This is a genomic window from Bacillus sp. LR--39, from assembly GCF_053613335.1.
Map to the genome: position 1 here is coordinate 1 of NZ_JBSIOT010000900.1, position 701 is coordinate 701.

Sequence of the window (701 nt, forward strand, 5' to 3'; positions counted from 1 at the left end):
CGGCTGAATGATAAACGGAACACATATGTCCAATTGACTGAGGAAGGTACCGAGGTATTCTGGAGCTTGCTTGAGGAATTTGATCCGACACGCAACGCTGTTTTTAAAGGGTCACAGCCTTTGTATCATTTATTCGGAAAATTTCCTGAAGTGGCAGAAATGATGTGTATGATACGCCATATCTACGGCGATGATTTTATGGAAATTTTCGAAACGTCACTCACCAATATTGACAATGACTTTGAAAGCGTAAACGGAAAACTGAAGAAAAAAGCAAAGGACAGTGCGGCGGATGAACCGGCTGAAGAGCTTGAACCTGTAAACAGTTAATCAAAATGCTTCATGATGTCGATAAAGACTTCCATCAGCTCTTGATAAAGCCCCTGCTCATACAGGGCAAAAATCGTTTCATGAACATCTAATTTTTCGTTCAGCTGTCCGGCAAAAAGCGCAAGGAGCTTATCAAAGGTTACAAATCCTTGCGCTTTTTGTGTTGCCAGCTCTTCCGACAATTCATCGCATATCCTCATAACCGCTTCCCCTTCTTCCTTGCTCAGCCCTTTGTCAATGAGAAGCGCATAGAAGGGGTACCTGTCCATATCTACTGTTTTCACTAATAATTGTATGTAATATTCTAATCGCTCAATGCGATGATCCATCGAATCCATCCACACCACTTCTTTCTATCTTTAATCTTATTT

Annotated in this window: 1 protein-coding gene and 1 pseudogene; one reads left to right on the forward strand and one right to left on the reverse strand. The window is 41.4% G+C overall.

Annotation, left to right across the window (positions count from 1 at the left end; genetic code table 11):
* Nucleotides 1-330: pseudogene (locus ACWHAR_RS27345) on the forward strand (HTH-type transcriptional regulator Hpr); the annotation flags it as partial.
* Here ACWHAR_RS27345 and ACWHAR_RS27350 read toward each other — a convergent pair.
* Nucleotides 327-668, reverse strand: a complete 342-nt coding sequence (locus ACWHAR_RS27350; protein ID WP_009966921.1) for a YhaI family protein — start codon at nt 666-668, stop codon at nt 327-329. The pseudogene ACWHAR_RS27345 and the gene ACWHAR_RS27350 overlap by 4 nt on opposite strands.
* Nucleotides 669-701: the final 33 nt, after the last annotated feature.